20 protein-coding genes and 1 pseudogene are annotated in these 23436 nt (G+C 65.6%); 5 read left to right on the top strand and 16 right to left on the bottom strand.

From position 1 onward, the window contains the following. Nucleotides 1-715 (bottom strand): LysR family transcriptional regulator (locus KDH83_RS18355; RefSeq protein WP_212318465.1); only part of this gene is annotated, 715 nt, incomplete at its 3' end. 127 nt (nt 716-842) lie between these two features. On the opposite strand from KDH83_RS18355, the gene KDH83_RS18350 reads away from it, so the two are divergent. After that, entirely contained in the window at nt 843-1703 is an 861-nt protein-coding gene (locus KDH83_RS18350) for an oxidoreductase (protein ID WP_212318463.1), read from the top strand. A gap of 63 nt (nt 1704-1766) precedes the next feature. Here KDH83_RS18350 and KDH83_RS18345 read toward each other — a convergent pair whose 3' ends face one another. Continuing rightward, nucleotides 1767-2726 (bottom strand): ornithine cyclodeaminase family protein, encoded by a 960-nt coding sequence (locus KDH83_RS18345; RefSeq protein WP_212318461.1) that lies wholly within the window; start codon nt 2724-2726, stop codon nt 1767-1769. A 231-nt stretch (nt 2727-2957) separates the two neighbouring features. Between KDH83_RS18345 and KDH83_RS18340 the strand changes: the two genes are divergently transcribed. Together KDH83_RS18340 and KDH83_RS18335 are read left to right on the top strand one after the other, a co-directional pair. Further along, complete coding sequence (locus KDH83_RS18340; protein WP_212318459.1) at nt 2958-3383, top strand: OsmC family protein; 426 nt, start codon at nt 2958-2960, stop codon at nt 3381-3383. 148 nt (nt 3384-3531) lie between these two features. Beyond that, entirely contained in the window at nt 3532-4821 is a 1290-nt protein-coding gene (locus KDH83_RS18335; RefSeq protein WP_212318457.1) for an Nramp family divalent metal transporter, read from the top strand. A 65-nt stretch (nt 4822-4886) separates the two neighbouring features. Here the strand turns inward: KDH83_RS18335 and KDH83_RS18330 are convergent, their stop codons facing one another. Then, nucleotides 4887-5132, bottom strand: coding sequence for an XRE family transcriptional regulator (locus KDH83_RS18330; RefSeq protein WP_212318455.1), 246 nt, complete (start codon nt 5130-5132; stop codon nt 4887-4889). A gap of 152 nt (nt 5133-5284) precedes the next feature. Next, on the bottom strand, nt 5285-5953 hold the full coding sequence (locus KDH83_RS18325) for a TetR/AcrR family transcriptional regulator (RefSeq protein WP_212318453.1): 669 nt from the start codon (nt 5951-5953) through the stop codon (nt 5285-5287). A gap of 108 nt (nt 5954-6061) precedes the next feature. Here KDH83_RS18325 and KDH83_RS18320 point away from each other — a divergent pair, with 108 nt between their 5' ends. Beyond that, nucleotides 6062-7345, top strand: a complete 1284-nt coding sequence (locus KDH83_RS18320) for an MFS transporter (RefSeq protein WP_212318451.1) — start codon at nt 6062-6064, stop codon at nt 7343-7345. A 54-nt stretch (nt 7346-7399) separates the two neighbouring features. On the opposite strand, the gene KDH83_RS18315 is transcribed toward KDH83_RS18320, so the two are convergent. Further along, on the bottom strand, nt 7400-8497 hold the full coding sequence (locus KDH83_RS18315; RefSeq protein ID WP_212318449.1) for an SDR family oxidoreductase: 1098 nt from the start codon (nt 8495-8497) through the stop codon (nt 7400-7402). A 137-nt stretch (nt 8498-8634) separates the two neighbouring features. On the opposite strand from KDH83_RS18315, the gene KDH83_RS18310 reads away from it, so the two are divergent. Next, complete coding sequence (locus tag KDH83_RS18310) at nt 8635-9243, top strand: TetR/AcrR family transcriptional regulator (protein ID WP_212318447.1); 609 nt, start codon at nt 8635-8637, stop codon at nt 9241-9243. Nucleotides 9244-9479: 236 nt separating this feature from the next. On the opposite strand, the gene KDH83_RS18305 is transcribed toward KDH83_RS18310, so the two are convergent. The 11 genes and pseudogenes from KDH83_RS18305 to KDH83_RS18255 form a co-directional block, all read right to left on the bottom strand. Further along, the gene (locus tag KDH83_RS18305) at nt 9480-10229 is read right to left on the bottom strand and encodes a DarT ssDNA thymidine ADP-ribosyltransferase family protein (protein WP_212318445.1); all 750 of its coding nucleotides are present in this window, start codon (nt 10227-10229) and stop codon (nt 9480-9482) included. Nucleotides 10230-10459: 230 nt separating this feature from the next. Next, nucleotides 10460-10891, bottom strand: coding sequence for a sel1 repeat family protein (locus tag KDH83_RS18300; protein WP_212318443.1), 432 nt, complete (start codon nt 10889-10891; stop codon nt 10460-10462). Nucleotides 10892-10903: 12 nt separating this feature from the next. Continuing rightward, nucleotides 10904-11647 (bottom strand): sel1 repeat family protein, encoded by a 744-nt coding sequence (locus KDH83_RS18295; protein WP_212318441.1) that lies wholly within the window; start codon nt 11645-11647, stop codon nt 10904-10906. An 816-nt stretch (nt 11648-12463) separates the two neighbouring features. After that, nucleotides 12464-13675, bottom strand: a pseudogene (locus KDH83_RS18290) (site-specific integrase). A 233-nt stretch (nt 13676-13908) separates the two neighbouring features. After that, nucleotides 13909-14649, bottom strand: coding sequence for an ABC transporter ATP-binding protein (locus tag KDH83_RS18285; protein WP_103275141.1), 741 nt, complete (start codon nt 14647-14649; stop codon nt 13909-13911). After that, on the bottom strand, nt 14646-15446 hold the full coding sequence (locus KDH83_RS18280) for an ABC transporter ATP-binding protein (protein ID WP_103275142.1): 801 nt from the start codon (nt 15444-15446) through the stop codon (nt 14646-14648). Before KDH83_RS18280 ends, KDH83_RS18285 begins: the two co-directional genes overlap by 4 nt. Beyond that, a complete protein-coding gene (locus KDH83_RS18275) occupies nt 15443-16531 on the bottom strand; it encodes an ABC transporter ATP-binding protein (RefSeq protein ID WP_212318439.1) in 1089 nt (362 codons plus the stop codon). The genes KDH83_RS18280 and KDH83_RS18275 overlap by 4 nt, the downstream gene beginning before the upstream one ends. Further along, the gene (locus KDH83_RS18270; protein WP_212318437.1) at nt 16528-17457 is read right to left on the bottom strand and encodes a branched-chain amino acid ABC transporter permease; all 930 of its coding nucleotides are present in this window, start codon (nt 17455-17457) and stop codon (nt 16528-16530) included. Before KDH83_RS18270 ends, KDH83_RS18275 begins: the two co-directional genes overlap by 4 nt. A 154-nt stretch (nt 17458-17611) precedes the next feature. After that, complete coding sequence (locus tag KDH83_RS18265; RefSeq protein ID WP_212318435.1) at nt 17612-18757, bottom strand: branched-chain amino acid ABC transporter substrate-binding protein; 1146 nt, start codon at nt 18755-18757, stop codon at nt 17612-17614. A 240-nt stretch (nt 18758-18997) separates the two neighbouring features. After that, nucleotides 18998-22819 (bottom strand): trifunctional transcriptional regulator/proline dehydrogenase/L-glutamate gamma-semialdehyde dehydrogenase, encoded by a 3822-nt coding sequence (putA, locus tag KDH83_RS18260; protein ID WP_212318433.1) that lies wholly within the window; start codon nt 22817-22819, stop codon nt 18998-19000. 167 nt (nt 22820-22986) lie between these two features. After that, a partial coding sequence (locus KDH83_RS18255) for an ABC-type transport auxiliary lipoprotein family protein (RefSeq protein ID WP_212318431.1) occupies nt 22987-23436 on the bottom strand: 450 nt, incomplete at its 5' end.

Here is a 23436-nt window from a genome sequence, read left to right as displayed (position 1 = left end):
CGACGCCGGCCAGCGCGGCCTCGACCAACTGCGGCAAGCTGTTGACCACCAACTGTCCCTCGACCTTGATGCGCTGTTCCTGCGCGCCCTTGCGGAAGGTCCAGGCGAAATAGCCCTGCGCGGGCAGGCGCAGGTTGACGCAGCGCTGCTCGATCAACGCCTGCGGCTTGGCGGGCTTGGGATGCCGCTCGAAATAGGCCGGGGACGCCACGACCGCCATCGGGATGTCCGGCCCGATGCGCACCGCGATCATGTCCCTGGCAACCAGCCCGCCGCGGCGCACCCCGGCGTCGTAGCGCTGCCCCACGATATCGGCCAGGCCGTAGTCTGTGGTGATCTCGATCTGGATATCGGGGTAGCTGGCCAGGAAGGCCGGCAGCGCGGGCCACAGCACGGCATGGACGGCGTATTCGTCGGCCGACACGCGGATCGTGCCCGCCGGCCGGCTGCGCAGCGCGCTCATCCCGGCCAGGCCCTGCTGTATGTCTTCCATCGCCGGCCCCACCGCGTCGCGCAGGCGTTCGCCCGCCTCGGTCAGCGAGACCTTGCGCGTGGTGCGCAGGAACAGCGGCATGTCCATGCGCGCCTCCAGCGCGCGGATGGTCTGGCTCAGGGCCGATTGCGACACGCCGAGCCGAACGGCGGCGCGCGTGAAATTCTGTTCCTCGGACACCGTGAGAAAGGCATGCAGGTCGCGCAGGTGGTCGCCGATCATTGATAAGTAATCCTAATAACTGTATGCCGATAATACGCCCTAGTCGAAAGATCGGTGTTTTTCCAGAATACGGTCTGGGCGTTTCGACACGCCGCTCTCCGAACTTTTCACCAAGGACACCAAGACCATGAGCAAGATCTGGTTCATCACGGGCGCTTCGTCCGGCCTGGGCAAGGCGCTGGCCGAGGCCGTGCTCGCCAGGGGCGACCGCGCCGTTCTCACCGCCCGGCGGCTGGAGCCGCTGCGAGACATCGCCGCCGGCCATGGCGCGCGCGCGCTGCCGCTGGCGCTGGACGTGACCTCCCCGGACGCGCGCAAACAGGCGCTCGAGGCGGCGAACGCGGCATTCGGCCGCATCGATGTGCTCGCCAATATCGCGGGCGCGGGCTCCTATGGCGCGCTGGAGGAATTCACGTCCGAACAGATCCGCGCGCAGATGGAACTGAACTTCTTTTCCGCCGTCGAGCTGTCGCGCGAGGTGCTGCCGCAGATGCGGGCGCGCCAGGCCGGCCACATCCTCAACCTGACCAGCATCGCCGGTCTGGTGGCCTTTCCGGCCAACGGCCTGTATTGCGCGTCCAAGTTCGCGCTGGAGGGCTTTACCGAAGCGCTGCACCACGAGGTCAAGCCCTTGGGCGTGCGCGTGACGCTGATCGAGCCGGGCGCCTTCCGCACCGGCTTCGCGGGCAGCGCGGCGATGAAAGCCGCGCGCGAGATCGCCGACTACGCGGCGCTGGACGCGGGCGTGGCCGAGTACTACGCCTCGCAGGACGGCCGGCAGATGGGCGATCCGGCCAAGGGCGCGCAGGTGATCATCGACATGGTGGACAGCGATGCCGCGCCGGTGCGCCTGATGCTGGGCGAGGACGCGTATCAGCTCTGGGAAAGCGCCGTTGCCTCGCGCGCTCGCGACCTTGCCCCCTGGCGCTCGCGCGGCGAGGCGACCGCCTACCCGGACGCCGTGAAGAACACCGCGCAGGCACTGTAGTCCGTTGCATCGGCGGGGGGGGTCTCAGTCGTCCGCCGCCGTACAGCCACGCCGAATGGCCGTCTACACCGTCCTGTCCGCCGGGCTTGCGCCGCCACGGTTCTCGTAGACCAGCGCCGCCAGCGTCAGGTCCTCCAGCGCGCTGCCGACCGCCTTGAATACGGTGATCTCGCGCGCGTCGCGCCGGCCCGGCGCCTTGCCCGACACCAGATCCGCCAGCGTGCCGCGCAGGTCTTCGCGCCTCAGCACGCCGGCCTGGAACGCGGCCAGCAGGTCGCCGGCCTTGGTCGGCGCTTCATCGGTGTCCACATAGACGGACGTGCCGTCAAAGCAGGCCGTGTCGGTTTCGATCATGTCGGGCTTGAAGCTGCCGATCAGGTCCAGGTGCGTGCCGGGTTGCAGCCAGGCGCCATGCACCAGCGGCACGGTGGACAAGGTGGCGCAGCTGACGATGTCAGCCTGCCGCACCGCCGCTTCCAGATCCTCGGTCGCGGCCGCGTCGTAACCCTGCACGCGCAGTTCCTCGGCCAGCGCCTGCGCGCCGGCCGGCCGCAGGTTCCACACCAGCACCTTGCGGATCGGCCGGACCGCGCGCATCGCCTGCGCCAGCAATCCGGCGATGCGGCCGGAACCCACGATCAGCAACACGGCGGCGTCCGGCCGCGCCAGGTACGAGGCGCCCAGCGCCGCCGCGCCGGCGGTGCGGAACACCGTGACGATGTCGCCGTCGACCTGCGCCAGCGGCACGCCGCTGCGGGCGCTGTACAGGTTGTAGGTCGCGTGCAGGCCCGGCAGCGACTGGCGCGTGTTCTCGGGAAAGATATTGATCACCTTCACGCCGAAATAACCGCGTTCGTTCCAGGCCGGCATGATGAGCGAGGTGCCATGCGCGCCGCCGGACTCGATCGCGTGCACATGGCGGGCCGGCACGTGGGCGCCTTGCGCGAAGGCCTCGCGCAAGGCGGGGATGGCCTGCTCGAAGGACAGCGCGCCGCGGGTTTGTTCCGTGTCGATCACCAGCATCTTGATTCCGCACCTGTATGTAATTGTTCGAGGGCCAGTGTGACGGCGCGCGCGCCTGCTGGCAAGCGCATCGCCGCGCGCGCACGCGATGTCGATGCAATGGCGCGGGCTTGCGGTTACATCGGCTTGCCCGGGCCCGCGCCCGGTCGCCGTAACATGACTGCCAGGCTTCGCCGCGACGGCGCACCGGCGTGGCGGACGCCTCCCCTTTTCCCTGATGAAGGAGTCCCCATGAAGAAAACCGCAACCGCCGCCTGGTCGGGCGATCTGAAAACCGGCAAGGGCACGATCTCCACGCAAAGCGGCGCGCTCAAGGAACAGCCCTACGGCTTCAACACCCACTTCGGCGACACGCCCGGCACCAATCCCGAGGAACTGCTGGGCGCGGCCCATGCCGGCTGCTTCACCATGGCGCTGTCCAACATCCTGGCCGAGGCCGGCATGGTCGCCCAGCGGCTGGACACCAAGGCGGAGGTCACGCTGGACAAGGCCGACGGCGGCTTCGCCATCACCGCCGTGCACCTGACCGTGGAGGCCGTCATCCCGGGCGCCAGCGCCCAGGCCTTTGAAGACGCGGCCCGCAAGGCCGAGACCGGCTGCCCGGTATCCAAGGTCCTGAAGGCGAAGATCACCATGGAGGCGCGACTGAAGGCCTGAGGCCGGTCCGCCGCCCCACGCCTGCCCCGGCCAGCCGGGGCGCGCCGTCCGCCGCATCATTGGGCTGCCCTATCCCGGGCTTGGCGAAAATCAATTTGACGGGCGTTCTGCCCAAGAGAATAATGAGAACCATTCTCAGGAGTGGTTCATGACCGGACTCATCGTCGCGATGTCGGGCGGCAAATCCGCCCTGGCGCAGAACGCCCAGCTGTCCGCCAGCATGCGGCGCATGGTCGGCTCGGGCCTGCTGGTCGCCGTCGGCTACATCGACCCGGGCAACTGGGCCACCGACATCGCCGGCGGCAGCGGCTTCGGCTACGGCCTGCTGTCGGTGGTCATCGCGTCCGCGCTGCTGGCCCTGGGCTTCCAGGTGCTGGTATCGCGGCTGGCGCTGGCCACCGGGCAGGATCTGGCCACCCTGACCGCGCGCCACCTCTCCCCCCGCATGGCCAAGGCCGCCTGGCTGGCCGGCGAGGCCGCCATTCTCGCGACCGCGCTGGCCGAGCTGGTCGGCGGCGCCATCGCGCTGCGCCTGCTGTTCGGCCTGCCCCTGCTGGGCGGCGTGGCGGTGACCGGCGTCGGCACCTTCGCCGTGCTGGCGCTGACGCGCGGCAACGCCGACCGCCACGAACGCGTCATCGCCGTGCTGCTGGCCATCGTGGCCGCATCGTTCGTGTTCCTGCTGTTCAAGGCCAACCCCGCCTGGACCGAGGTCGCGCAAGGCGTCGCCCAGACCGGCAGCGCGCTGCGCGATCCGCAGGGCTTCCTGATCGCGCTGGGCATCCTGGGCGCGACGCTGATGCCGCACAACCTCTACCTGCATTCGGGCTCGCTGGCCGAACGCGCCCGCAGCCTGCCTGCGGACGCACGCGACATGGCGATGCGCGTGGCGCGCAATGACACCGCGCTGTCGCTGGGCGTGGCCATGCTGATCAACGCGGCCATCATGATCGTGGCCGCCGCGTCCCTGTCAGGCCCCGGCCTGATCGTCTCCAGCCTGGACGACGCGCACGCGGCCATCGGCCACACGCTGGGCGCGGGCGCAGCCATCATCTTCGCGGTGGCGCTGTATGCCGCGGGGCAAAGCTCCACCATCACCGGCGTGCTGGCCGGCCGCATCCTGTCGCGCGGCTTCCAGGCCGGCAGGAACTGGTCCGACCGTCGCCGCGCGCTGGTCACCCGGCTGATCGCGGGCGCGGCCGCGGCGGGTCTGCTGGGCTACTCGGGCGGCCAGGATCCGGACGGACTGCTGGTGCTGAGCCAGGTGATCCTGAGCCTGGCCCTGCCCTTCGCGCTGGCGCCGCTGGTGCTGCTGGCCTGCCGCAAGTCCATCATGGGCCGGCACGCGCTGCGCGGCGCCTGGGCCTGGGCGGCCATCGCGGCCACCGTCGGCATCATCGCGCTGGATGGCTATCTGCTGGCCGATACCTTGCTGTAGCGCGGCGTCCGCGCGGAACCGGCCGTGGCAAACAAAAAAGACGCCAGCATCGCGCTGGCGTCTTTTCACTTGCCCTTGCGGGAGGAGTCCCGATAGGCAGAAATCACCGGATGGTGTCGACGTCCGGCATCCATGTCATGCAGCATCTCGCCCAAGGCGCCGCCGAAGGCCGCCATGCGCAGCTTCAGTCGCCGCCAGGCCTGGCGTCCGAAGGGCCCGTCCGACAAGGCTTGCGCCTGGATGGCCTCTTCGATCAGGGTCCGTTCCAGCTCGTCGGACATGCGTGCATGCTTCAACGTGGCATCGCTCATGATTCTCTCCCGGAGAACTCACGACTAGGAACCAGCATCAGCCCATGCTAGATCCGCGCGACCCGCGCCGCAATGCAATTTTCCTATCAGATTTTCATCTCTTGCTTAATGCGGACTAGCCCCTAAACCTATCGAACTAGACCGGCCGCGCCTCAATCGCCCGCGCGCTGCGGCGCAACATCCGGCGTCGGACCGACCCAGGCGTCGATCAGCCGTCCGGCGGCCTGGGCCAGTTGCCCGGCGGGTCCGCCCTCGTGGAACAGCTGGCTGGATACGAACGCCCCTTCGAGCAGCAACAGCAGGCCGTCGCCCAGCGCCTGCGGATCGGTCGCGCCCATGCCGCGCGCCATGTCGGCCAGCCGCCGGCGCAGCTCGACCTTGTGCTCGACGGCCACGGCGCGCGCCGGATGCGGATCCTCCGGGTACTCGACGGCGGCGTTGGTCAGGCCGCAACCCCGGTAGCCGGCCTGCACGGCGCGCTGGCTCAGGCCGGTCAGGTAGGCCATCAACTGCGCCCTCGGATCGCCCGGATGCGCGTCGCAGGCGGCATTGAAGCGCCCCCAGAACTCGGCGTCGTAGTCGCGCAGATAGGCAGCCGCCAGCTCATCCTTGGACGCGAAGCTGCGATACAGGCTGGGCTTGGTCACGCCCGCCTGGGTGACGATGGCGTCCACGCCCACCGCGCGGATGCCGTCGCGGTAGAACATTTCCCTGGCGGTGCGCCGTATCCGGTCCGCCGCCAGCAGCGGCTTGTCCGAAGATTGCGCGTCCGCCGCGCCGGCGGCCGGACGCTTGCGCGCAGCGGTGGATTTGCTGGCCATGTGTCGCTCCTGTGCAAAGACGGGCCGCCCGGTCGCGCAAAAACAACTTGACGGCGTTACTGACCGGTACGTACGATTCGCACATCCCAACACGTACCGGTCAGTAACATGAGTATACCCCAGCCCCCATTCCCGTTCCGCCGCGCCGGCCAGCGGTACGCCTTCGTGGTCGTCGCGGTGATCTTCCTGTCGCTGCTGGTGTCGGCCGGCCTGCGGTCCACGCCCAGCGTGCTGCTGGTGCCGCTGGAGGAATCCTTCGGCTGGAGCCGCACGTCGATTTCATTCGCCGCCGCGCTGGGGATCTTCCTGTATGGCCTGGTCGGCCCCTTCGCCGCCGCCGCGATGGAACACTTCGGCCTGCGCCGGGTGCTCATCGGCGCGCTGAGCCTGATGGCCGTGTCCAGCGCGGCCAGCGCCTATATGACCGAACCCTGGCACCTGCTGCTGAGCTGGGGCGTGTTCTCGGGCATCAGCTCGGGCGCGGTCGCCATCGTGCTGGGCGCCACGGTCGTGAACCGCTGGTTCAGCGTCCATCGCGGACTGGTGATGGGCCTGCTGACCGCCAGCGCCGCGACCGGCACGCTGGTGTTCCTGCCCGCCCTCGCCGCGCTGGCTTCCTCCGGCGACTGGACCCGCGTGGTCTGGGCCGTGGCCGCGGCCGCGGCGGCCCTGGTGCCGCTGGCCTGGTGGCTGGTGCCGGACCGGCCCGCGCAGGTCGGACTGGTGCCGTACGGCAGCGACCCTGCCTCGCCGCCAGCGCCGGCCGCGCCGCGCACCGGCATGATCGCCGCCACCTTTGGCGCGCTGGGCCGGGCCGCGCGCACACGCACATTCTGGTTCCTGTTCGCCACATTCTTCATCTGCGGCTTCACCACCAACGGTCTGGTCGGCACGCACCTGATCGCGCTCTGCGGCGACCATGGCATGCCCGAAGTGCAGGCCGCCGGCCTGCTGGCGCTGATGGGCATCTTCGATCTGGTCGGCACCACCGCCTCGGGCTGGCTCACCGACCGCTACGATCCGCGCAAGCTGCTGTTCGTGTACTACGGGCTGCGCGGGCTGTCGCTGATCTACCTGCCCTATTCCGACTTCTCGTTCTACAGCCTGTCGATCTTCGCCATCTTCTTCGGCCTGGACTGGATCGCCACCGTGCCGCCCACGCTGCGACTGACCACCGAGGCCTTCGGCGAACGCGACGCCTCGATCGTGTTCGGCTGGATCGTCGCCGGCCACCAGTTGGGCGCGGCCAGCGCGGCCTGGATGGCCGGCTTCGTGCGCCAGTCGCAAGGCAGCTACCTGACGGCCTTCGTGCTGGCCGGCATGACCGGCATCGTCGCGGCGTTCATCGCGCTGATGATAGGCCGGAAGCGCATGGTGACAGCTCCCGCCTGAGCCCCGCGCGAACACGCAAGGGCCGCGCCCCAGCGCGCCGCCCTTGCTACGCGCTCAGAACCAGCCATGCTGGCGATACCAGCCCACGGTATCGGCCAGCGTCTGCTCCAGCGGACGAAAACGCAGGCCCAGTTCATGCTCGCTCTTGGCCGGATTGAAGCGGGTCCGCCCCGCCTCGCGCGCCATCAGCCGCACCGTCGCCAGCCCCAGCAGCACCGGCTTGCCCGAAACCCGCGCATAGCCTTCCTGTACGGCCGCCAGCGCATACAGCAAGGGCAGCGGCAGCTTGCGCGTTGGCACCGGAATTCCGGCCACCTGCCCCAGCAGCGGGATCAGTTCTCCCATTTCCATGTGGCGCCCGGCCGCCAGATAGCGTTCGCCCCGGCGGCCGCGCTCGGCCGCCGCGATCTGCGCCAGCGCCACGTCACGGGCGTCGACCACCGAGAAGCTGCCGGGCACCAGGCCGGGCAGCTTGCCGCGCGCCACGTCGTTGACCAGTTGCCCCGCCGAGGTCGGCCCGATATCGCCGGGGCCCCACATCCAGCCGGGCAGCACGAAACACGCGTGCATGTCGGGATGTTGGCGCAGGAACGCGCGCACCGCGTCATCGGCCAGGATCTTGCTGCGGTAGTAGTCGTCGGCGTCGGCCGGCAAGCGGTCGCAGGTCTCATCGATCAGCGTGCCCGGCAATCCATCGAGCACGGCAATCGAAGACGTCTGCACGAACCTGCGCACGCCCGCGGCATGCGCGGCGGCAATCAGCGCCGCCGTGCCGTCCACGTTGATGCGCCGCAGTTCGTCCCAATGGCGTCCGCCCTTGTAGCTGTCACGGAAATGGGCGGCGGCATGGAACACCACGTCGCAGCCGGCCAGCGCGTCGGCGAAGGCGCCGACCTCGCCCATGTCGCCATGCACCACTTGCACCTGCGGCAGATCCGCGAGCTGCTTGCGCGCCTTGTCCACGGACCTGGCCAGCGCCCGAACCGCGATGCCACGCGCCGCCAGTTCGCGCACCAGGTTGTTGCCCAGCAGGCCCGTGGCGCCAGTGACGAAGGCCTGCCGGATGGGCCGGGCCCGAGGCTCCCGCGCCTGGACACCCTGGTTGCGCGCGACGCCTGCCTGTAACGGCGCCTGATGGTCTTGATGGTGCATGTAGCGATCTCTCCGGGTGAAGTGGGCGCGGCCATATCCGTGGATACACCCATTTCAGATATCAAATGATATTTGAATAGCAAATGGTATCCTCATCCGGCAAAACCAGTCAATCCAGATAGCAATCGATATTTAAAATGCCACGCCCCCGCCTGACACGAGAAGAGAGCCAGGAACAGACACGCCAGCGCCTGATCGCCGCCGCCTGCAAGCAAGTCGCCGAGCGCGGCTTCGCATCCACCAGCGTGCGCGATATCGCCAGGGAGGCCGGCTATACCCAGGGCGCCTTCTACTCCAATTTCCAGAGCAAGGAAGACCTGCTGCTGGACCTGCTGCGCCAGCACAAGGCGCAGGAGGCCGAGCGCATCACGGGCGGCGTGGCCATGGCGGGCGAGGACTTCGGCAAGGCCTTCGAGGCGCTGGAGCTTTGGGCGCGCGACTTCGGCATGGATGCCTCCCAGGCCCTGCTCGCGACCGAGCTGCAACTGCTGGCCGCGCGCAATCCGGAGTTCGGCCAGGCCTACGCCGCGCTGATGGCGGACCAGCGGCGGATCTACGCGCAATTGCTGGAACGATTGTTCGCGCTCGCAGGACGGACGCCGCCCGTCCCCGCCGAGGAATTGGCCGGCAGCCTCATGGCCCTGGCGCGCAGCCAGGCCATCGATCATGCGCTGTATGGCGCGGCGTCAGCGGGCGACATCCTGATCGCCGTGCTGCGCAGCCTGTTCCAGCGGCCGCCAGCATGAGTCCGGGCATCCGCCCTCTTCCAGCCTGGCGATGAAAAATGTCCGGCGTCAAGTTTTTTGTGATCCGGGCAGAGGTGCGAAAGATTTTACGGAGCAACAGGTTAGGGTAGGTTCCCGCCCTTACCCGGCATCAGTACTTTATGGCTCAAGGGCCACCTAGGTGCCAGCTCCGAGGGCAGTACAGCGGTAACTGGCGCGCAACTACCAAGTACATTGCTGCCAAAACTGGACGACTCCTAGCCCCATGAGTCAAATTTGTTTGAAAGCCTGGGAGAAAAATCCCGAACTAGAACATTCCTCTCCGGACCACTAAGCTGGTTTAGATGAAGCTGCACTTTCTCCGCTAAAGAAAGTTGACTTACCCATGCCCCGATTACATAGCTTGAAGAAATTGGTTCGAGAACTTGAACTTCCGCATCTGAATAGGTGGTTAGGCAATCAGGAATGCCGGTGTCGCTTCGATACGATTCGCCAGTGAAGCCGTGTGGGGAAGATATCGGTGAGAACATTTCATTTAGTGCCCATGGTCCGCCCAAAAATCCGCTATGACCGAGCATTTCACGTCGCGCGGCATTCCGGGAGTAAAATCTGCACTCGTGTGTCCACAGAATGCTCGGACAAAGCATGAATACAATCCAGTCTTCTCGACCTGACTTCGCTCTTTTTCCTTCAAACATTCTATGATTGATCGCAGAAATTGAAACCGAGATGGCGCGATTTTCACTATCAAGCCGATGATCCGAACTGGTGCACGCAAAATGCCTAGCTGCGAACAAATGGTCGCGGCAAAGAAATCCGTACTCTATGATGCTGTTTAGATTCGGGGCAGGCGTGAAATGACAAAGATGGACAATGCCGCGCTCTTCAGCGATTTCTCGAATCCTGATGCGGTAGTCATCCTTTGCCAATTTTAAGTTTCCATCTCGTTTCTCTTTGCGCCTTTTCTTCCGCGCCAAAATATACGAACAAGAGGCAAGATAACGCATGCGATCGCATAGTCAACAAACATTGCCGGATGAAAGGCGTAAGGCTTATCTCTTTGCGTAAACCAAATCACAAAAATTATAAAAAATACAGATAATGAACTTACCCAAACCATTACACTATATTTTTTAAAAAACCTCTTCCAGGCAAACAACTCAATAATCTTGCCAATTAGGTAAAAGGCAACCAATACACCCGCGATAGCACCCATCACCCACCTCAATAGCTGCTACTAAAATTCAAAAACCTCTAGGTTCTTGAGCGATGCTTTTGCCTCACGAAGTCCTTGCTTTGCGGCCATTGAATACCAATGTTTTGCCTGTTTTATATTCTCAATATCGTCAGGGCTAAAATACTCCACATTTGCATTAATCTTTGCCATATACAACTTGCCCAGATTGAACTGCGATCCAGCATCCCCAGATTTTGCAGCCATTTCGGTAAACATCTCCAAGTCACGTTTTATTTCTTCACCCCCTCCGTCAACAACGAGGCAAAGTGCCATTTGTGACATAAATACCTGGCAAAATACGTTTCCAGACATGGCCGCAGCTCTGATAATCTCTCCGCCTCGAGCTGCGCCAAGTCGTTCCATCAGCTTTTTCGCCTCGCCAATGCTATTGGGAGGTCCATCTTTTGGTTTTCCACCAAAAATTCCAAACATATCCGCCGTCTCTTAATAAAAATCGTTATCAAAGAACGTATCCAGCCCACACAAAGGTTGCGAACGATCCCCGTATGGCGACTTTGCTATGATGTGCCCCACGATAGAGCAACGAGCCATGAGGGCAAGCTTGTCGCTTGCGCCAGAATGCCGCATTGCGACGTACAGCTTATTCAGTCCATCAGTTATTTGATCTGCCGCTGATCCCGGTTTCAATCGGCTCAACCCGCCGCCATAAAATCTCGCATCAATACCAGTGCGCTTGATGAAGGAATGAACGAAATAAAAATCACTGGTCGCAGCGGCATCCAGTTCATGGGCAATAACATCCACTGTTGCCCCATATTTGCGGCAGATCACATCATAGAATCGGGCTGCACAGATCATTATCGAAGGTACTAGGCTATTACCTGCGTTCGCCTCGGCGGTAAATTTCGCTAGATTATCTGCCCCGAATCCACCTCTATCCGCTGCCTCCAACTGCCATAGCACAGTCTTAGCGCCCGGATGTCCTGCCTCCGCGGCTTTGTACCAACAGTCTGCTGCCAGGTCGAAGTCGTATGGCGTTACGCGTCCTCCGCCCCAGAGGAGAGACAGATTGAATAGCGCTGAGACATGCCCTTCCCGCGCAGCATTTCCGAAATGTCTGCTGGCAGCGTTGTAATCGCCTGCTTGCAACGCATCGACTCCCGCGACATATTCGGCCTCCACCTCTGCTGACGTGCTGGTGAAAAAAGGATTCTGAAATTCAACCATATTGCCCTCTGCGAGGTCTCCTGTGTGCACATTTTCCCAGTTCTGCCAAGCCTCTTACTGCTGAATTCGTGAAATTAATCTTGGCGTTGGTGTGTTTCCTGGACCGATAGGATAGTAATGGTTTGTGAACGACCTGAGGGCATCACGTCATGTGCTTAACCTTTAACCTTGCCTCCGACGGTGATCAGCCGCCCATTGGTAGCCGTAGCCCATCCTAACGACCTATTTTCCATGGCCGATACAGCCCCTTGTGAGTCACCAGTCCGCTTCATCGAGCGCGCCATTCAGGGCGTCCTGACTCACTTTGCTGACTCGCCTTCGGGAGGTTCGACGCCTTGTTGCTCTGGCGCAGCAGGGCATATCTCGGCGCGGGTGGCACGCGACCACGCCAGCTATCATGCGGCTTCGCGCATCTTAACGGCACGGTGCCGCAATGCGGCCCGTGCCGCGCCAACCTCCTGAACAGACTGGCCTTACGCGCGCCGAGGTGCCGCGTCCTTTTATCTCGCCTTCCGTTGCTCTCATGTCAAACGGCACGCGATTTCCATGCAGCGGCGGCGCGGCAATCCTGTTGCCTGAACGTTCGACGGCTGCGCCGAGTGCAGTTCGGCGTACAGTGCGAATGCACGCGCAATGACAGGCCGATAGCACGTTGCCAAGCATGGGAATGACTGCATGACGTGCAGCGCCGATGCCAACGGCCATGCTTCACACTGGCATGATTTTGAAATGCAGCCGCCCCTGTTCTGTGCACGTTGGCGTGCGTAAAACAAGGGCGGAATCTTGGCAGTCCGAATGCAGGACGTAGCGGCTATGTCATGCGGTGGTGGTGCTTTCCTGCGCGGCTGACGCTTTGCCCATGACGACGGTTTTGCGCCGGTTTGCCACCAGCTCCGCCGCTTTGCGCACCGGGTCGTCTTCAGTGTGAACGTAGCGCATGAACATCGCCGCAGTCTTGTGCGCAGTCAGCGCCATCCCGACCTTCACCGGAATGCCAGAATTGGCAATGTCGGTCGTTGAGCGATGGCGGATGCCGTGCGTACCGACGTGTGTAGCCCCTGCGGACTTGAGGGCGCGGCTCCAGCCGCCGTAATACTCGCCTTCGCTGATGGCCTTGGCGGGGTCATTGGGCGAGGGCAGGACATAAGGGCAGCCATCCCGGCGTGGTGCGGTGGAAAGCAGTCGGTAGGCTTCCTCGCTCATGGGCTTGGACATGCCGCCGGTCTTGCCGTCGGGCTAGACGATACGGCGGTTCTCCAGATCGACCCATTGCCATTGGAGCGAGATGATTTCCGAACGACGGGCTGCGAACTCGAATTGCAGGCGAATTGCCAGCGGGATGGTGTAGTGCTCCAGCCCTTCCGTTTCCATGTGCGCCAGGTGGCGGAACAGCTTGCCCATGTCTTCGTCGCTGATGAGGTGCGTGGCCTTGCCGTCGGGGTACACCGGGACATGGCGGCACGGGCTGGTACCGTCGGGCCTGTAGCCCCACACTTCGGCCAGGTTGAACATGCGGCGCATGACGCTGAAAGTGCGGTTTGCGTCAGCGGGCTTATGCGCCATCTTCTTCATCGCTGCGGCCACATCGGAGCGCTTCACGTCCTGCACCTTGACCTGGCCCAAGATGGGAATGATGTTGCGGTTGATGACGCTTTGGTAGCCTTCCTGGGTGCTGGGCTTGTTGCGCTGTTTGGAGTAGTCCTCCATGAACTTGCCGCACAACCCCTTGATCGTAGGGGCGGAACGCGCTGCGGCCTTGGCTGCGCTTGGGTCGCCGCCACGGCGTACCTCGGCCATCCATTCCTGCGCCAGAGCGCGAGCCTGCTCAACGGTGAGTTCACCGTACAGGCCCAAAGCGGGTTTGCGGCGCTCCCCGGCGTTCGTGCGGTACTGGAGCATGAACACCTTGCGGCCCGCTGGTGTAACCTTGCACATAAAACCCGGTACGACGGTATCCCGCAACTCGACGGCCTGCGCCTGGGGTTGCGCCGCATCGACGGCGGACTTGGTGAGCTTGAGCTTTGCCATGATGACTCCTTGGAAAGACCCGTTTCCAAGAGCCTCATAAGAGCCAGCAAAGCGGGAAGCAGGTCAGGTTTGGGAATGCACCGGCATATGCTGAACTCACATAAGCGATTGATAAACCTGATGTATCAGGCTTAGGCGCAGTCCAGCGAAATGCGGTGCTGGAGTCATGGTGAAATGAAAAAAAGCCGGCGCGATCCTCTCGCGCCGGCTTTTTCACGCAACGAACCTCGGGCTCAGGCGTGCTCTTCGACTTCGCCCAAGTAGGCCGCGCGCACCTTGGGATCGTGCAGCATGTCGCCGGACTTGCCGGACAGGATGATCTCGCCCGATTCCATCACGTAGCCGCGATGGCTGTTTTCCAGCGCCAGGCGCGCGTTCTGCTCGATCAGCAGGATGGTGACGCCTTCGCTGGCGATGGTCCGCACCACCTCGAAGACCTTTTCCACCATCAGCGGCGCCAGTCCCATCGAGGGCTCGTCCAGCAACAGCAGCTTGGGACGCGCGATCATGGCTCGGCCCATGGCCACCATCTGCTGCTCGCCGCCGGACAGGGTGCCGGCCGCCTGCTTGCGGCGCTCGGCCAGGCGCGGGAACAGCGTGAAGACGCGGTCGGTGTCCTGGCGGATCTGGGCCGCGTCACGGCGCACATAGCCGCCCATAGCGAGGTTTTCCTCGATGGTCAGCTGGCCGAAGATGCCCCGGCCTTCCGGCACCATCACCAGGCCCTGGCGCACCAGCTCGTGCGATTTCTGGCCGCCGATGGACTTGCCGCCATAGACGACTTCGCCGCCGGCCAGCGGCACCAGTCCGCAGATCGCGCGCAGCGTGGTGCTCTTGCCGGCGCCGTTGGCGCCGATCAGGCAGACCAGCTCGCCTTCGTCGACCCGCAGGTCGATGCCGCGCACCGCGCGGATGCCGCCGTAGGCGACCTGCAGGCCGCGCAATTCGAGTAGGGGTTGGGATACCGTCGTCATGCCTGGCGCTCCTGATGAATCAGCGGATCCTGGGCCGCGCCCGCGCCCAGATACGCTTCGATGACCTTGGGATCGCGCTGCACCTGGGCGGGCTTGCCCATGGCCAGCACCTTGCCGTATTCCAGCACCAGCACGCGGTCGCACAGGCCCATGACCAGCTTCATGTCGTGCTCGATCAGCAGCACCGTGATGCCGTCGTCGCGGATCTTCTCGATCAGCTTGCGCAGCACCACCGTTTCCGAGGCGTTCATGCCGGCGGCCGGTTCGTCCAGCGCCAGCAGCTTCGGCTCGGTGGCCAACGCGCGCGCGATCTCCAGGCGGCGCTGGTCGCCGTAGGGCAGCGAACGCGCCACGTCGTTGGCGCGATGGCCGATGCCCACGTATTCCAGCAGTTCCTGGGCGCGCGCCTCGATGGCGGCCTCCTCGGCGCGCGCGCCGCGGGTGCGCAGCACGGCGCCCAACACGCCGGCGCGGGTGCGCATGTGGCGGCCGATCATCACGTTCTCGATCGCGCTCAGGTTGGCGAACAGGCGGATGTTCTGGAACGTGCGCGCCAGGCCGGCGTAGGCCACTTCATGCGGCTTCTTGCCCGACATGGACTGGCCGTTGAAGGTGCATGAGCCGTCTTCCGGGATGTACAGGCCGGTCAGCACGTTGAACAGCGTGGTCTTGCCCGCGCCGTTGGGGCCGATCAGGCCGTAGATCTCGCCCTGCTCGATGTCGAAGCTCACGTCCGACAAGGCTTGCAGGCCGCCGAAGCGTTTGCCCAGTCCCTGGGCTTGCAGCAGTTTGCTCATGCGGCGCCTCCTTGGGCCTTGCTGGACAGTTCGCGCTTGCGCACGGCGGACGGCCACAGGCCGGCCGGGCGGAACAGCATCACGCAGACCATGGCCAGGCCGAACAGCAGCATGCGGATGCCTTCCGGATCCAGCACCACGGCGCCGAACAGCATGTGCTGCGCCGGTTCGACCACGGCGCGCAGGAACTCGGGCAGGCCCGCCAGGATGATGGCGCCCAGGATCACGCCCGGGATATGGCCCATGCCGCCCAGCACCACCATGCACAGGATGGAGATGGATTCCATCAGCGAGAAGCTCTCGGGACTGACAAAGCCCTGCATCGAGGCGAACAGCGCGCCGGCCACGCCGCCGAAGGACGCGCCCATGGCGAAGGCCAGCAGCTTGATGTTGCGGGTGTTGATGCCCATGGCCTTGGCCGCGATCTCGTCCTCGCGGATGGCTTCCCAGGCGCGGCCGATGCGCGAGTTCTGCAGGCGCAGGCAGACCACCACGATGATCAGCGTCAGCGCCAGCAGCAGGTAGTAGTACTTCTCCGGGCCGGTGAAGCGTATGCCCATCAGCGTTTCGGTACGGCCAAACGCGAACTCGCCCACCTTGAAGGTGTCGATGCGGTTGATGCCCTGCGGACCGTTGGTGATGTTGATCGGCGAGTTCAGGTTGTTCAGGAAGATGCGGATGATCTCGCCGAAGCCCAAGGTCACGATGGCCAGGTAGTCGCCGCGCAGCTTGAGCGTGGGCGCCCCCAGCAGCACGCCGAACAGGCAGGCCACCGCCAGCGCGATCGGCAGGATCGCCCAGAACGGCAGGTGCAGGCCGAAGTGCGGCGAGGCCAGCATGGCCCAGGCATAGGCGCCCACCGCGTAGAACGCGATGTAGCCCAGGTCCAGCAGGCCTGCGAAACCCACCACGATGTTCAAGCCCAGCGACAGCATCACGTACAGCAGCGCGAAGTTCAGGATGCGCACCCAGCTCTGGCCGGCCATGCCGATCACGAAGGGCAGCACCGCCAGCACGATGCCGATCAGCGCGATGCCGATCAGGTTGCGGGTGGAAAGCCCGCTCTTTTTCATGGTCGCGTTCATGCGCGGTCCCCCACGCGCTCGCCCAGGAGGCCGGAGGGGCGGAAGATCAGCACCAGCACCAGCACGAAGAAAGCGAACACGTCTTGATAATGGCTGCCCAGGAAGCCGCCGGTCAGGTCGCCGATATAGCCGGCGCCCAGCGATTCGATGATGCCCAGCAGCAGGCCGCCGGCCATCGCGCCCACCAGATTGCCGATGCCGCCCAGCACCGCCGCGGTGAAGGCCTTCAGGCCCAGCATGAAGCCCATGGTGTACTGCGACACGCCGTAGTAGGTGGCGACCATCATGCCGGCCACGGCGGCCAGCGCCGAGCCGATCAGGAAGGCGGCCGAGATGACGGTGTTGATGTTCACGCCCATCAGGCCGGCCACTTCACGGTTCTGCGCGGTGGCGCGCATGGCCGTGCCCAGGCGGGTCTTGTGCACCACGGCCAGCAGCCCGCCCATGATAAGCGCGGCGATGACCACGATGGCGATCTGCAGCGTGCTGATGCGCGCGCCGAAGATCTCGAACACCCGTGGCGTGAGCACTTGCGGGAAGTTCAGGTAGTTGCGGCCCCAGCCCATCATCGCCACGTTCTGCAGGATGATGGACACGCCGATAGCGGTGATCAGGGCGGCCAGGCGCGGCGCGCGGCGCAGCGGCCGGTAGGCCACGCGTTCCGCGGTCCAGCCGATCGCCATGCACAGCGGCACCGACACCAGCAGGCCCAGGCCCAGCACCACGAAGGCCGAGGCCGAGGGATCGCCGCCGACCAGCGAGATCGCGATCGTCGTCGCCGCCATGGCGCCGATCATGACCACGTCGCCGTGCGCGAAGTTGATCAGCCCGATGATGCCGTACACCATGGTGTAGCCCAGGGCGACCAAAGCGTACACGCTGCCCAGCGTGACGCCGTTAATCAGTTGTTGAATGAAGATATCCATAGGGGCCGCAGAATAAGCCTGGAAAAAATCGCGCGAGCCGCGCGGATGGGGCGTCGAAGCCCGTGCCGGGCTGCGCGCGGCAGCGCCTGGCGGCGCTGCCGGTGCAAAGCGGGCGGAGGGCGCGGGGAGCGCCGTCCGCCTCGGTCATCCGGCCTTAGTTGGCCTGGCTGACCATCGTTTCAACCATCTCCCACTTGCCGTTCTTGACTTCGTAGATGGTGACCGAGATTTCCTTCAGATCGCCGTTCTTGTCGTAGGCGATGTTCTCGCTGGTGGCGCCCTTGCGGCTCAGCTTGGCCAGCGCCGGCAGGTACTTCTCGGGCTTGGCCGAGCCGGCCTGCTCGATGGCGGTGATCATGTTCCACGCGCCGTCGTAGGCGTAGGGCGCGTAGACGCCGGGAGCCTTCTTGAAGCGGGCCTGATAACGCTGCTCGAAGTCCTTGCCCGCGGCCATCTTGTCCAGCGGCACGCCGGCCAGCGAGGCGTAGGTGCCGTCGGCGGCGTCGCCAGCCAGTTTGATGAAGGTGTCGCTGCGGGTCATTTCACCCGAGACCAGCGGGGCCTTCAGGCCGAGCGTGGCCAACTGGCGCTTCATCGGGCCGGACTGCGCGTCCAGGCCGCCGTAGAAGATGGCGTCGGGCGCCGAGCCCTTGATGTTGGTCAGGATGGCCGTGAAGTCGTTGGCCTTGTCGGTGGTGTACTCGCGGCGCACGATCTGGCCGCCGGCGGCCTTGACGGCCTTCTCGACCTCGTCGGCCAGGCCCTGGCCGTAGGCGGTGCGGTCGTCGATGATGGCGACCTTCTTGGCCTTCAGGCTCTGCACCATGAACTTGCCGACCGCGGCGCCCTGCTGGGTGTCGCTGGTCATCATGCGGAAGGTGGTTTCGTAGCCCTGCTTGGTGTACTCCGGCGAGGTCGCCATGGCGATCTGCGGCAGGCCGGCTTCGTGGTAGACGCGCGAAGCGGGAATGGTGGTGCCCGAGTTGAAGTGACCCAGGATGCCGACGACGCTTTCGTCGACCAGCTGCTGCGCGACCTGCACGCCCACGCGCGGGTCGGCCTGGTCGTCGCGCGACACCAGCACGAACTTGGCGGGCTTGCCGTCGATCTTGATGCCCTTCTGGTTGGCTTCTTCCAGCGCCAGGTTCAGGCCGTTCTGCATGTCCTCGCCGTAATGCGACTGCGGACCGGTCAGCGGCGCGGCAAAGCCGAGCTTGATGTCGGCGGCCTGCGCGGCGGCGGCCATGCCGACGGCGGCGATGCTGGCCGAGAGAAGCTTCAAAGTGGTGCGGAACTTCATGGGGGTCCTCCGGTATGACGGATTTATGGCCTGTTATAACCTGGGCCGATAGCCCGGCTTTCGTTTTTTCACTTCCACGCCTGCCGGGTTCTCCGGGATCGGCGCCTGCAGCTTTCTACAGAAAGGGGATGCCGGTTTGCGGCATCCCCACTTGAGGTGCGACCGGATTTTGCTTCGAGTGCAACCTCATTCGATATTGGAGATAACCCTTGGTCACCCAAAGGTTACCCACCAGTCACCTCAACCGATCGTCATCAGGCTGGCGTTACCGCCGGCAGCGGCCGTGTTGACACTGACGGAACGCTCGGCAAGCAGGCGCTCCGGCGCATAGGCCGTGCCCGCGGCCAGCGCGTCCGAGGTCAGTCCATGCACGGCCAGGATCGGACCGGCGCGCTGGGCGATACGCTGGTTCAGCGCGCGCAGCGCGTCGCCGTCGCCCTCGAACAGCACCGCCTGGAAGTCGGCATGATCCACATCCGCATCGGCCAGGATGCCCGCCTGCCCCTGCTGCTCGGCGTCCAGCCCGGACAGCAGCGCCTGCGCGGCCGGCGTGTCGGCGAACCAGGCATGGTTGCCGGTCTGCCGGGCCACCGCCCATTGCGCGCGCGCGCCGGCCTCGCTGGCCGCCACGCAATACACGGCGCCGCGCGGCTCGACCAGATAGGTGTTGGTCTCGCCCGTGGGACCGGGCAGCGCGATGCGCTGCGGCAGCGGCGCGGCCGGATCCAGCGCCGGCGGCAGGCCCGCCGGGCGCGTGCCCAGCAGACGGTACATGTACAGCGGGCCGCCGGCCTTCGGGCCGGTGCCGGACAGGCATTCGCCGCCGAAGGGCTGCACGCCCACCACCGCTCCGACGATGTTGCGGTTGACGTAGACGTTGCCGGCATGCACCTGGCCCGTCACGTGCGCGATGGTTTCATCGATGCGGGTATGCACGCCGAAGGTCAGGCCGTAGCCGGTGCCGTTGACGGCTTCCAGCAACGCGTCCAGTTCCTCGCGCTTGTAGCGCACCACGTGCAGCACCGGCCCGAAGATCTCGCGCTTCAGTTCGCTGATGTGACCGATCTCGATGATGGTCGGCGGCACGAAGGTGCCGTGGCGGCATTCGCCATTGAGTTCGAGCTGGTCCACTCGGCGGCCGGCGGTGCGCATGGCGTCGATGTGGCGCACGATGCCATTGCGGGCCTCGGCGTCGATCACCGGCCCCACGTCCACCGACAGGCGGTCGGGATTGCCCACGCTGAGTTCGCGCATGGCGCCGCGCAGCATCGTCAGCACGTGGTCGGCGCTGTCTTCCTGGATGCACAGCACGCGCAGCGCCGAGCAGCGCTGGCCGGCCGAATCGAAGGCCGAGCTGAGCACGTCGAACACCACCTGCTCGGCCAGCGCCGACGAATCCACCACCATCGCGTTCTGGCCGCCGGTCTCGGCGATCAGCGGAATGGTGTGGCCGTCGTCGTCCAGGCGATCAGCCAGCGCGCGGGCGATGATGCGCGCCACGTCGGTCGAGCCGGTGAACATGACGCCACGCACGCCAGGACTGGCCACCAGCTGCGCGCCGACGGTCTCGCCACGGCCCGGCAGCAGTTGCACGGCGCCGGCCGGCACGCCGGCCGCGCGCAGGATCTCGATGGCCTGGGCCGCGATCAGCGGGGTCTGTTCGGCGGGCTTGGCCAGCACGGTATTGCCGGCCGCCAGCGCGGCGGCGACCTGGCCGGCGAAGATGGCCAGCGGGAAGTTCCAGGGGCTGATGCACAGCACGGTGCCCAGCGGGCGGTGCGTGTCGTTGCCGAACTCGCGCGACGCCTGATCGGCGTAGTAGCGCAGGAAGTCGACGGCCTCGCGCACCTCGGCGATGGCGTTGGGCAGCGACTTGCCGGCTTCGCGCACGATCAGGCCCAGCAGCGTCTGCATCTGCTCTTCCAGCAGTTGCGCGGCGCGGCGCAGGCATTGCGCGCGCTCGGCCACCGGCGTCGATTGCCAGATGGGCGCGGCATTGGCCGCGATGCGCAGCGCGGCCTCGGCTTCCTCGGCATTGGCCTCGACCACATGGCCGACCAGGTCACGCAGATTGGCCGGGTTGCGCACTTCGACGGCGCGCGCCGCGTCCCAGGCCTGGGCGCCCTCGCCCAGCATGGGGCCGGCGCGCCAGGTCATGCCGGCGCTGGCCAGCAGCGCGGCCGACAGCGATCCCAGGCGATGCTCGTTGCTCAGGTCCAGGCCGGCGGAGTTGGCGCGCGCGCCTTCCTGCGGATTGCCGAACAGTTCGCGCGGCAGCGGGATCTTCTCGTGCGGCGCGCCCAGCGGCACGACGCGCGAGGCGGCGTCCACCGGATCAGACACCAGCAGCTCGACCGGGATGCTCTCGTCGCCGATCAGGTTCACGAAAGAGGTGTTGGCGCCGTTCTCCAGCAGGCGGCGCACCAGGTAGGCCAGCAGCGTCTCGTGCGTGCCCACCGGCGCGTAGATGCGACACGGGCGGTTCAGCTTGCCCTGCGCCAGCGGGCCGACCACTTCGTCGTACAGCGGTTCGCCCATGCCGTGCAGGCACTGGAACTCGTACTGACCGGGGTAGTAGTTCTGGCCGGCCAGCTGATAGATGGCCGACAGCGTGTAGGCGTTGTGCGTGGCGAACTGCGGATACACGGCCTCGGGCGCGCCCAGCAGCTTGCGGGCGCAAGCCAGGTAGGCGACGTCGGTGTAGATCTTGCGGGTATAGACCGGATAGCCTTCCAGGCCGTCGACCTGGGCGCGCTTGATCTCGCTGTCCCAATAGGCGCCCTTGACCAGGCGCACCATCACGCGGTGGCGGCTGCGGCGCGCCAGGTCGATCACGTAGTCGATCACGAAGGGCGCGCGCTTCTGGTAGGCCTGGATCACGAAGCCGATGCCGTTCCAGCCGTCCAGCTCGGGCGCGAAGCACAGCGCCTCCAGCAGGTCCAGCGAGATCTCCAGGCGGTCGGCTTCCTCGGCGTCGATGTTCAGGCCGATGTCGTAGCTGCGCGCCAGCGCGGTCAGCGCCTTCACGCGCGGCAGCAGCTCAGCCATGACACGCTCGCGCTGGGCGCGCGAATAGCGCGGATGCAGCGCCGACAGCTTGATGGAAATGCCCGGGCCTTCATAGATGCCCCGGCCGGCGGCGGCCTTGCCGATGGCATGGATGGCCTGCTCGTAGGACGCGTAATAGCGGTCGGCGTCCTCGGCGGTGGTGGCCGCCTCGCCCAGCATGTCGTAGGAATAGCGGAAGCCGCGCGCTTCCATCTTGCGGTTGTTGGCCAGCGCCTCGGAAATCGTCTGGCCCGACACGAACTGCTCGCCCATCATGCGCATGGCCATGTTCACGCCCTTGCGCACCAGCGGCTCGCCGCCCTTGCCGATCAGGCGCGTCAGCGCCTTGGACAGCGACTGCTCGCTGTTCACGGCCACCAGCTTGCCGGTGATCATCAGGCCCCAGGTGGCGGCGTTGACGAACAGGGACTGCGAGCCGCCCATGTGCGACTTCCAGTCGCCGCGCGAGACCTTGTCGCGGATCAGCGCGTCGCGCGTGGCGCGGTCGGGAATGCGCAGCAGCGCTTCGGCCAGGCACATCAGCGCCACGCCTTCCTGGCTGGACAGCGAGAATTCCTGGATCAGGCCCTCGACGCCGCCGCCCGTGCGCTTGCCGCGCAGCTTCTTCACCAGGTCCGTGGCCATGCCGCGGATCTTGTCCAGGTTCGGCATGCGGGCCTGGCCCAGCAGCAGCGGCACGCATTCCGGCTCGGGCCGGCGATAGGCGGCGGTGATGGCGGCGCGCAGCACCGATTGCGGCTGCACGTCCTGGCCGAACTCGTAGAACGGCGGCGTGGCGATGGCCTGGCCTTCGCCCGCCTCGTCCTCGGTGCCCTCTTCGCCGCCCAGGTGCGACATCTCGGCGGGCAGGTGGCCGCGCTCGATCCTGTCCAGATAGGCGAGGATCGCCTGCTTGTGCAGCCAATGCGGCGTGCAGTTGAGCTTTTGCGCGGCCGTCTTGAGGCGGTCGCGCAGTGCGTCATCGACTTTGACGCCGAGGGTCGTGCTGGCCATAAGAGATTGCTTCCTGTCGCATGGCAAGGGTCACCAGGCCCCTGCTGGGGCCCAGAAAATGGTTGGACCGTATGCTAATCAGGTTGCAACCCGCCAGATATTAAGGTTAACCCTAGGTTAACTATCTGAGATTGCGGAAGTTTCCGGGCCGAGATCCGGCCCCGGATTCACTCTTTCAGCGGCGCGCAGCCCACGCTGCGCACGCCTTCGCCGTCCGGCGCCTGGCGACCGCGGATGGCCGACGCCATCACCCCCGCCAGCTTGGACAAGGCGCGCTGCTGCGCGGCGACCAGCGCCGAGGCGCCCTGCCCCGATACCGGCTCGTCGACCACCGTGCGGCAGATCAGCCCGCTGCCCTTCAGGTTTACCGGCCGGACGCGCCAGGTGGCGTCCAGCTGGGCCGAGCCGGGCGACAGGTCGAACCGCTGCACATCGGTCTGCACCCGCCACACCGCCGCGCCGGACGCGGGTTTCACCACGCGCACATCCAGCGCGCCCAGCTCGCGCTGCAGCGCGTCCTCCCTCTCTCCCCCTCCCTCTTCTTCCCTCTTCTCTTTCCTTCTCTCTCTTTCCTTCTCCTCTACTCTTCCTTCTCCTTTTCGCACCATGAGCTGGGT

The organism is Achromobacter sp. Marseille-Q0513, assembly GCF_018195695.1.
Taxonomy (GTDB): domain Bacteria; phylum Pseudomonadota; class Gammaproteobacteria; order Burkholderiales; family Burkholderiaceae_B; genus Achromobacter.
This window is presented reverse-complemented; position numbering and strand designations above follow the sequence as displayed.